Annotated in this window: 8 protein-coding genes and 1 pseudogene; 2 read left to right on the plus strand and 7 right to left on the minus strand. The window is 74.1% G+C overall.

Features of this window, described 5'->3' with window-relative positions:
• Positions 1 to 43: 43 nt before the first annotated feature.
• Positions 44 to 154: pseudogene (locus tag EAO77_RS27270) on the minus strand (GNAT family N-acetyltransferase); the annotation flags it as partial.
• Positions 155 to 439: 285 nt separating this feature from the next.
• Positions 440 to 886 carry an Lrp/AsnC family transcriptional regulator gene (locus EAO77_RS27275; protein ID WP_147990902.1) on the minus strand — a complete coding sequence of 149 codons (447 nt, stop codon included), beginning with the start codon at positions 884 to 886 and terminating at the stop codon, positions 440 to 442.
• A 94-nt stretch (positions 887 to 980) separates the two neighbouring features.
• Here EAO77_RS27275 and EAO77_RS27280 point away from each other — a divergent pair, with 94 nt between their 5' ends.
• Positions 981 to 1,463, plus strand: coding sequence for a rhodanese-like domain-containing protein (locus EAO77_RS27280; protein ID WP_147990903.1), 483 nt, complete (start codon positions 981 to 983; stop codon positions 1,461 to 1,463).
• Between the two features lie 85 nt (positions 1,464 to 1,548).
• Here EAO77_RS27280 and EAO77_RS27285 read toward each other — a convergent pair whose 3' ends face one another.
• Both EAO77_RS27285 and EAO77_RS27290 read right to left on the minus strand, forming a co-directional pair.
• Complete coding sequence (locus tag EAO77_RS27285; protein WP_147990904.1) at positions 1,549 to 3,228, minus strand: DUF885 domain-containing protein; 1,680 nt, start codon at positions 3,226 to 3,228, stop codon at positions 1,549 to 1,551.
• A gap of 38 nt (positions 3,229 to 3,266) precedes the next feature.
• Positions 3,267 to 3,767: an Lrp/AsnC family transcriptional regulator gene (locus EAO77_RS27290; RefSeq protein ID WP_147990905.1), complete on the minus strand. Its 501-nt coding sequence runs from the start codon at positions 3,765 to 3,767 to the stop codon at positions 3,267 to 3,269.
• A gap of 59 nt (positions 3,768 to 3,826) precedes the next feature.
• Between EAO77_RS27290 and EAO77_RS27295 the strand changes: the two genes are divergently transcribed.
• Entirely contained in the window at positions 3,827 to 5,026 is a 1,200-nt protein-coding gene (locus tag EAO77_RS27295) for a trans-sulfuration enzyme family protein (protein WP_147990906.1), read from the plus strand.
• A 93-nt stretch (positions 5,027 to 5,119) separates the two neighbouring features.
• Here the strand turns inward: EAO77_RS27295 and EAO77_RS27300 are convergent, their stop codons facing one another.
• The 3 genes from EAO77_RS27300 to EAO77_RS27310 all read right to left on the minus strand — a co-directional run.
• A complete protein-coding gene (locus EAO77_RS27300) occupies positions 5,120 to 6,493 on the minus strand; it encodes a GNAT family N-acetyltransferase (RefSeq protein WP_147990907.1) in 1,374 nt (457 codons plus the stop codon).
• Between the two features lie 220 nt (positions 6,494 to 6,713).
• Positions 6,714 to 8,288 (minus strand): alkaline phosphatase D family protein, encoded by a 1,575-nt coding sequence (locus EAO77_RS27305; protein ID WP_147990908.1) that lies wholly within the window; start codon positions 8,286 to 8,288, stop codon positions 6,714 to 6,716.
• 109 nt (positions 8,289 to 8,397) lie between these two features.
• Positions 8,398 to 8,654 (minus strand): alpha/beta fold hydrolase (locus tag EAO77_RS27310; protein ID WP_147991054.1); only part of this gene is annotated, 257 nt, incomplete at its 5' end.

The raw sequence follows: 8,654 nt of genomic DNA on the forward strand, positions 1-8,654 counted from the left end.
TCGCCGGGCGCCGTGCCGCCCCGAGTGCCCGGACTGGGCCCGTTCTGGCGGGGATGTTGTCGTCGTTCACGTAGAGGCCGACGAGCGGTGAGACGTCGGCGAGCGCATGGCGCAGCACGGCTGCCATGCCCGTCTCGGACAGGCCGCGGCCCCGGTCCCGGGCAGTTCGCCCACGGCGGCCCGCCGGGGTTCGCCGGTACGTCCGCGCTGCCCGGCGGCACGCGCCCGACGTCGTGCGGACGCGACCCGCCCACGACCGCCCCCGGCACGCGGCAACCGGTCGCGCAGGGACGCTGCCCGCAGCGGCCCGGAGTCGACCTGTGCCGGCACGTGCCCGGTGTCGGCCCGCGCCCGGAGCCCTGGGGTCGCCACGCGGCCTCCCACCCCACGACCGCCCCACGCACGCGCGCCCTGCCGCCGGCCGGGGCCCGCGTTGCGCTCAGCGGCTGATCGGGCGGCTCGGCAGCGGGGAGGAGTACACCACGCTGGTCGTCACCGACCCCAGCCCGCCGATCTTGCCGGAGACCTCCTCCAGGTGGCGCATCGAGCGGGCGGTGACCTTCAGGACGAAGCAGTCGTCGCCCGTCACATGGTGCGCCTCCACGATCTCGGGCGTGGTGTCCAGCAGGTCGTGGAACGGTTTGTAGTTGCCGGTCGGGTACCGCAGCCGCACCAGGGCCATGATCGGCAGCCCGAGCCGCTCGGGGTCGACCACGGCCGTGTAGCCCTTGATCACACCGGTCTCCTCCAGCCTGCGCACGCGTTCGGTGACGGCGCTCGGCGACATCGAGACCGCCTTGGCGAGTTCGGTGAAACTCGCCCTGCCCTGGGCCTGCAGGGCACCCAGAATGCGCCAGTCCGTGGCGTCCGGTGAATATCCGCTCATAAGAGAGGAATAGCAGGGGATTCCCCGGCCGATCAAGGCTCAGGCCGGGGAAAGTCTCTTCACCGGCCGGGCAGGCGGTCGTAGATTTCCGACCATGAACAGCACGCAGCGCACCGCCGCCCACCCCGTCCTGCGCGTCCCGCCCGCTTCCCCGGCCGCCGCGGCCGCCTACTTCGGGGCGAGCCTCGCCTTCCACGCCGACGTCTCCGACGTGGCCGCCGCCCTCTCCTCGGGGGACGACCCCGGCTTCGTCGTGCTCGACTCCCGCTCGACGGAGTCCTGGGACCAGGGGCACGTCCCCGGCGCGGTCCACCTGCCGACGGCGCTCATCCCCGAGCAGGCCGAGCAGCTGCTCGACCGCTCGGTGCCGGTCGTCACCTACTGCTGGGGCCCGGGCTGCAACGGGGCGACCCGCGCCGCCCTCGCCCTCGCCGAACTCGGCTTCCAGGTCAAGGAGATGCTCGGCGGCTTCGAGTACTGGGCGCGCGAGGGCTTCGCCTACGAGACCTGGGAGGGCCCCCGGAGCCGCGAGGCCGACCCGCTGACCGCCCCCGTCGACGGGGACTGCGGCTGCTGACCCCCGGCGGCGGCCCGGCCCGGCGGCCGGCTCCCCGCGGTGCGGCCCTCCGGCGCCGGACGGCCGTACCGCGGGGAGCCCGGTGTCACAGCCGGGACAGCTCCTCGACCAGGTCGTCCAGACCGAGCGGCCCCTGCGACAGCGCCGCCATGTGCCAGGCCTTGGCGTCGAAGGAGTCGCCATGGGCCCGGCGGGCGTTCTCCCGGCCCAGCAGCCAGGCCCGTTCGCCCAGCTTGTAGCCGATCGCCTGGGCGGGCATCGACAGGTAGCGGGTCAGCTCGCTCTCCACGAAGTCCGCGGGGCGGCCGCTGTGGCTGCCGAAGAACTCCTGCGCCAGCTCCGGAGTCCACCGCTCCCCGGGACGGAACGGCGAGTCCGCCGGGATCTCCAGCTCCAGGTGCATGCCGATGTCGATGATCACGCGGCAGGCGCGCATCATCTGCGCGTCCAGGTAGCCGAGTCTGCGCTCCGGGTCGGGCAGGAAGCCGAGTTCGTCCATCAGCCGCTCGGCGTACAGGGCCCAGCCCTCGCTGTTGGCGCTCACCGTGCCGACGGTGGCCTGGTAGCGGGAGAGCCGGTCGGCGACGTGCACCCACTGCGCGAGCTGGAGGTGATGGCCGGGCACGCCCTCGTGGTACCAGGTCGACACCAGGTCGTACACCGGGAAGCGGGTCTCGCCCATCGTCGGCAGCCAGGTCCGCCCGGGACGCGAGAAGTCCTCCGAGGGGCTGGTGTAGTACGGGGCGGCCGCGCCGCCCGGCGGGGCGATGCAGGACTCCACCCGGCGCACCCGCTCGGCGAGTTCGAAGTGGGTGCCGTCCAGCGCGTCCATCGCCTCGTCCATCAGCTTCTGGAGCCAGGCGCGCACCTCGTCGACGCCCTCGATGTGCGTCCCGTGCACATCGAGATGGGCCAGCGCCTCCCACGGGCCTGCGCCCGGCAGGATCCTGTCGGCCTCCCTGCGCATCTCGGCCAGCAGCCGGTGGTACTCGGACCAGCCGTAGGCGTACGCCTCGTCCAGGTCCAGGTCCGTGCCGTTGAAGAAGCGCGACCAGCGGGCGTAGCGTTCCCGGCCCACGGTGTCCGGCGCACCCTCGATCGCGGGCGCGTACACGTCGCGCACCCAGTCGCGCAGCGCGGCCAGCGCCTGCGTCGCGGTGCGCGCCGCCACGTCCAGTTCGACCCGCAGCGACGAGGGCCCGTCGGACACGAACTCCTCGAACCAGCTCTGCCGGCCGCCGACCCACTCCGTCATCTGTCCGATGAACGTCGCCGTCGCCCGGGGACCGCCGTACAGCTTCCGTTCGAGGCCCAGGGCGAGCGAGGCCCGGTACCCCTCCAGCGCCTGCGGCACCGCCCGCAGCCGCTCGGCGACGGCCGACCACTCCTCTGCCGTTCCGGTCGGCATCAGGGTGAACACCTGGCGGACCGAGTGCGCCGGCGAGCGCAGATTGCTCACCGTCCGCAGCCCCTCGTCCGCCTCGCGGACGGCGAGCTGGGCGGTGAGCCGCTCGCGCAGGAGCCGGGCGCAGCGGCGCTCGGCGTCCGTCTCGGAGCCCGGGCGCGTCTCGGCCTCGCCGAGCAGGGCGAGGGTCCTGCGGGCGAGGGCGGCGAACTCCTCCTGACCGGCGGGCGAGTAGTCGGGGAGCAGCCGGTTGCTCTCCTTGACCCCCAGGTACGTCCCGGTGATCGGGTCGAGTTCGACGAGTGCGTCGACGTAGGCGTCGGCGACCTGGCGCGGCAGTGCGCTGCTGGAAGCTGGCATGCGCTCATCCTGGTACGCGAAGGGCCCCCGCGTCATCATCATCCGCCGTCGGACACCTGACGGCCGGTGGCCGGCGGCAGCAGCGGGCCGCACTCCCACTGCTGGAAGATCAGCCGGGTCTCCACGCGGGCGACCTCCCGCTGCGAGGTGAACTCGTCCAGCACCAGGCGCTGGAGATCCGCCATGTCGGTCACCGCGACGTGCACCAGGTAGTCGTCGGGGCCGGTGAGATGGAACAGCGCGAGCGACTCGGGCAGGGCCCTGATGCGTTCGACGAAGGGGCCGATCAGCTCGCGCCGGTGCGGGCGCACCTGCACCATCAGCAGCGCCTGGAGGCCGCGGCCGAGCCGGGCGGGGTCGAGGGCGAGCCGGTGACCGGTGATCACCCCGGACCGCCGCAGCCGTGTGACGCGGTCCAGGCAGGTGGACGGCGCCACGCCGACCTCGGCCGCCAGCTCGCGGTACGTCGTCCGGGCGTCGTTCTGCAGGAGGCGGAGGATGTGCAGATCCACCGGATCCAGTGCGACGGATTCGGTCATGGGCCGAACGTAGCACGGAGATGCCCCGCTACCTCCCGGTAGATGTTCACAGTGCCGCCATGGAGAACGCAGCCTCGGCCGTGCCCGTATCCAGGGCGCTGGCCACCGACGCCGTGCACGCAGGACGCGAGGACCTCGCGGAACTGGGCCTGCACGCCCCGCCGCTCGACTTTTCCACCACCTACCCCTCGTACGACGCCGCCGAAGAGGCCGCGCGCATCGACGCGTTCGCGCAGACGGGCGCGCGGCTGGAGGGTCCGCCGGTGTACGCCCGGCTGGACAACCCGACGACCGCCCGCTTCGAGACCGCCCTCGCCACCCTGGAGGGCACCGAGGCGGCCGTGGCCTTCGCCAGCGGTATGGCGGCCCTGACCGCCGTCCTGCTGGCGCGGGCGAGCGCCGGTCTGCGGCATGTCGTGGCCGTCCGGCCGTTGTACGGCTGCAGCGACCATCTGCTGAACGCGGGGCTGCTCGGCACCGAGGTCACCTGGACCGATCCCGCGGGGATCGCCGACGCGCTGCGTCCCGACACCGGTCTCGTCATGGTGGAGACGCCGGCCAACCCCACGCTGGCCGAGGTGGACCTGCGGGCCGTGCGCCACGCCTGCGGCTCCGTGCCGCTCCTGGTCGACAACACCTTCGCGACGCCCGTGCTCCAGCGGCCCGCCGAGCACGGCGCCCGGCTGGTGCTGCACAGCGCCACCAAGTACCTCGGCGGCCACGGCGACGTGATGGGCGGCGTGGTGGCCTGCGACGAGGAGTTCGCGCGCACCCTGCGCCAGGTGCGCTTCGCGACCGGTGGGGTGCTCCACCCGCTGGCCGGCTATCTGCTGCTGCGCGGCCTCTCCACGCTCCCGGTCCGGGTCAGGGCGGCGTCGACGACCGCCGCGGACCTGGTGCGCCGGCTGGCCGCCGATCCGCGGATCGCCCGGGTGCACTACCCGTCGATCGGCGGCGCGATGATCGCCTTCGAGACGTACGGCGACCCGCACGCGGTGATCGCCGGGGTCCGGCTGATCACCCCCGCGGTCAGCCTCGGCAGCGTCGATTCGCTGATCCAGCACCCGGCGTCCATCAGCCACCGCATCGTGGCGGAGGGGGACCGCCGTTCGGCAGGGGTGAGCGACCGGCTGCTGCGGATGTCCGTGGGTCTGGAGGACGTCGAGGACCTGTGGCGGGATCTGACCCAGGCCCTCGGCGGTGGACCGCGCCGCGCGGCGGCAGCGCCGGTGTCCGCGGCGCTCACCGGAGCGCCCTGACGGGGGTGCGCCGCCCCCGGGCGGGAGGACCCCGACGCGGCTGCGCCGTCCCCGGGCCCGGCGACGGCTCCGGGCCCGGGGACGGCGTCGCGCTCAGCGCTCGGCCTGCTCGAAGCGGGGGGCCGGGCGGCGCAGCTGTGCCGTGTCGAGGCGGGCCGTGACCACCAGCGTCCCCTCCTCGATCTGGTAGTCCAGCGGCAGGCCGAGCCCGCGCATCGCCGCCACCATGCCCGTGTTGGACGACTGGGTGACGGCGTAGACGCTGTCGCAGCCGGCCTCCCGGGCCATGGCGACCAGACGGCGCAGCAGCTCCGAACCGATGCCGCGGCGCTGCCAGTCGTCCTCGACCAGCAGGGCGACCTCGGTCTCGTCGCCGTCCCAGAGCAGGTGGCCCAGCGCGACCAGGCGGCCCGAGGCGGTCTGCACGGCGAGGGTGCGGCCGTAGCGCGGGCTGAGCAGGTGGTTCAGATAGCGGTCCGCGTCGCCGACGGGCCCGTGGTAGCGCAGGGACAGAGTCCGGTCGGAGCAGCGCTCGTGCATGGCGACCGCCTGCGCGACGTCGCCCTGGTCGGCACGGCGGACGGTGATCTCGTTGCCCTCGGGGAGGGTGAGGACGTCCTGGCTGCGGGGCACGCGCGGTCCGAGCCGGGCGTCCAGCTCCACCAGCGCCCGGGCGCGGGCGAACTCGGTGGGGGTGAACGGCAGATACGGCCGCTCGACCGTGATCGTGCCGCCGTTCGGGTCGCGCAGCCGCATCAGGGTCTCCTCCAGCACGCCTTCGACGGGGGGAACCGGGCCCGTGGGGCGGCCGCCGAGTGTCTGCGCCGGGCGCGAGCGGATCGTGCAGCGGCCGAGCAGCTGCCGCAGCGCCAGCGGGAGTTCGGCGGCGTCGAGGGCGGTGCGGGTGGCGAGGCCCAGCACCCGGGTCGGGGTGTCGACCAGGTCGTGGGTGTCGGCGCGCTCGGTCCAGGTGCTGGTGCCGCCGGCGGCGGCGACCTCGCGGGTGAGCCGCTGCGCGTCGAGGTCCGCGGGGGCGCGCAGCAGGAACTCGTCGACCGTGCCGTCGCCGAGGGGGTGCGTCTGGAGCGTCAGGATGTCCACGTCGAGGGCCGCCAGGGCCGAGCACAGCGCGGCCAGGCTGCCCGGGGCGTCCTGGACGGTGGTGCGCATCCGCCACAGCACCGTCTCACGCGGCGTGCCGTCCCCGGCGCCGCCCGGCTCGGCCCCGGCCGGTTCCGGGGGAGGGGCATGGCTGTGGCGCCGTGCCCACCATGTGTGGAATGCGGCCGTGGCGACCAGGGTCACGGCGGCGGCGACGAGCACGACCGGACCGTCGGGGCCGTGCACGACCAGTTTGGCGACGGCGTCGGCCACCACCACGGCCGTGAACATGGCGGCCAGTTCGACGAGGTCGCGCCGCCAGTGGTGCGGGCGGCGGACACTCTTCGCAGAAGTCACATCAGTCATGCCCTCACTGTGACCGAAGGGTGTTGCGTGATCGCGAACGCTTTGTGACTGATGGGTTAAGTGCGCATCAGAACCGATATCGGCTGGTTCTGACCGTTTTTGGCGTGGAGTGTTCGGCTGCCGGGCGGCGGACCGGTCACCTCGAACCGCGGCCGTGCACGGCCGCGCGCGGCCGGCCGGGGGCCTGCCGGCCAGGTCGTGCGCCGCCCGCCCCGGGGGCCTACTGGCCCACGCGTCCCGGCTGCAGCGTCCTGCTGAAGAGTACCGTGCCGCCCTCCGCGCGCAGCCGGACGGTCAACTCCCCGCTTCCGCCGTCGATGTCGACCTCGCCGAAGTACTGCGGCGACTCCATGGGGGAGACGTTCGCCCGCTGCGGCGCCCGGACGAAGACCCGCTCGGGCCCGAACGTGCCGTCCAGCGCGTTCGCCGGGAACCCGCCCGCCGCCAGCGGCCCGGAGACGAACTCCCAGAACGGCGCGAAGTCCTTGAACGCGGCCCGCTCGGGCGCGTAGTGCTGCGCGGAGGTGTAGTGGACGTCCGCCGTCAGCCACACGGTTCCGGTGATCCTGCGGTGCTTGATGTACCGCAGCAGACCGGCGATCTGGAGCTCCCGCCCCAGCGGAGCCCCGGGGTCCCCCTGGGCCACCGCCTCGAAGTCGGTCGCCCCGTCCGGGACCACGAGACCGAGCGGCATGTCGGAGGCGATCACCTTCCACACCGCCCGCGAACGCGAGAGCTCGCGCTCGAGCCAGGCGAGCTGCTCGGCGCCGAGGATGCCCTCGGTGTCGTCGGCCTGCCGGCCGGGGGAGTTGGGGTTGCGGAAGGAGCGCATGTCGAGGACGAACACGTCCAGCAGCGGGCCGTGGTGCACCACCCGGTGGACGCGGCCCCCGGGCCTGCCCGGCGAGAGCGTCCCGACCGGGAAGTACTCGGCGAACGCGCGCATCGAGCGCCGGGCGAGCACGTCGACGTCCTTCTCGGTGTACCGGGCGTCGTCGAGGATCTGGCCCGGGTACCAGTTGTTGCGCACCTCGTGGTCGTCCCACTGCACGATCGTCGGCACCTGGGCGTTGAACCGGCGCACGTTCTCGTCCAGCAGGTTGTAGCGGAAGTTCCCGCGGTACTCGGCGAGGGTCTCGGCGACCTTGGACTTCTCCTCGGTCATGAGGTTGCGCCACACCCGGCCGTCGGGCAGCGTCACGCTCGGCTGGAGCGGGCCGTCCGCGTACACGGTGTCGCCGCTGCACAGGAAGAAGTCCGGGTCGAGACGGCGCATCTCCTCGTACGCGCGATAGCCGCCGATGTCCGGGTTGATGCCCCACCCCTGGCCGGCGATGTCGCCCGACCACACGAAGCGCACCCCCTGGCGCCGTCGCGCGGGCGCCGTGCGGAACGTGCCCGTCACCGGCTCGCCGGTGCGGCGGGGGTCGTCCGGGTCGGCGAGCGTGACGCGGTAGTGCACCTGCTCGCCCGGCGGCAGGCCGCGGAGCACGGTCGTGCCGGTGAAGTCCGTGCCCGGCCCGAGGAGCGGGCCGTGCCAGGTGCGGGGGCGGCGGAACGATCCGGTGGCCGAGGTCTCCACGATCATCCGGGCCGGCCGGTCGGAGCGGACCCAGACCAGCCCGGACGTCGTGGTCACGTCGCCCGTCTGCACGCCCCAGGCCGCGCGCGGGCGGCCGGGGAGCGCGAGGGCCGGGGTCGCCGCCGCGGCGGGCAGGGCGAGCGCGGCGGACGCCGCCGCCGTGCCGAGCAGTACGGAGCGCCGGGCCGGGGCCGGCCCAGGGACGTGGGACATCGTGGTGCCTCCATGCGGGTGCCGAGGTGGGAGGCCCTCAGCCTGGTCCCCGGCGGAGGCCGGGGCGCGAACCCCGGATGAACACGGAGGGCGAGGTCGCGCGCCGGGCTCAGCGGCTCCCGTCCAGCAGCACCCGCGCGACCAGCGCCGGATCGTCGTTCATCGGCACATGGCCGCATCCCGGCAGCCGCACCAGTCGCGCCCCCGGGATCGTCCGCTTGGCGCGCACGCCCTGGCGCCGCAGCAGCAGCCTGTCCCGCTCGCCCCAGGCGATGGTGACGGGCACCTCCCGCACGTCGTCGGTGAACTGCACGCTCCCGCCCGCGGCGCACGTCGTCGGTGAACTGCACGCTCCCGCCCGCGGCG

The sequence above is a fragment of the Streptomyces sp. T39 genome, from assembly GCF_008042045.1.
GTDB lineage: Bacteria > Actinomycetota > Actinomycetes > Streptomycetales > Streptomycetaceae > Streptomyces.

Excerpts from the sequence above, each read along its gene's own strand:
- EAO77_RS27280 (WP_147990903.1), top strand. The coding sequence starts at position 981 with ATGAACAGCACGCAGCGCACCGCCGCCCACCCCGTCCTGCGCGTCCCG.
- EAO77_RS27295 (WP_147990906.1), top strand. The coding sequence starts at position 3,827 with ATGGAGAACGCAGCCTCGGCCGTGCCCGTATCCAGGGCGCTGGCCACC.
- EAO77_RS27275 (WP_147990902.1), bottom strand. The coding sequence starts at position 886 with ATGAGCGGATATTCACCGGACGCCACGGACTGGCGCATTCTGGGTGCC.
- EAO77_RS27290 (WP_147990905.1), bottom strand. The coding sequence starts at position 3,767 with ATGACCGAATCCGTCGCACTGGATCCGGTGGATCTGCACATCCTCCGC.
- EAO77_RS27300 (WP_147990907.1), bottom strand. The coding sequence starts at position 6,493 with ATGACTGATGTGACTTCTGCGAAGAGTGTCCGCCGCCCGCACCACTGG.
- EAO77_RS27305 (WP_147990908.1), bottom strand. The coding sequence starts at position 8,288 with ATGTCCCACGTCCCTGGGCCGGCCCCGGCCCGGCGCTCCGTACTGCTC.
- EAO77_RS27285 (WP_147990904.1), bottom strand. The coding sequence starts at position 3,228 with ATGCCAGCTTCCAGCAGCGCACTGCCGCGCCAGGTCGCCGACGCCTAC.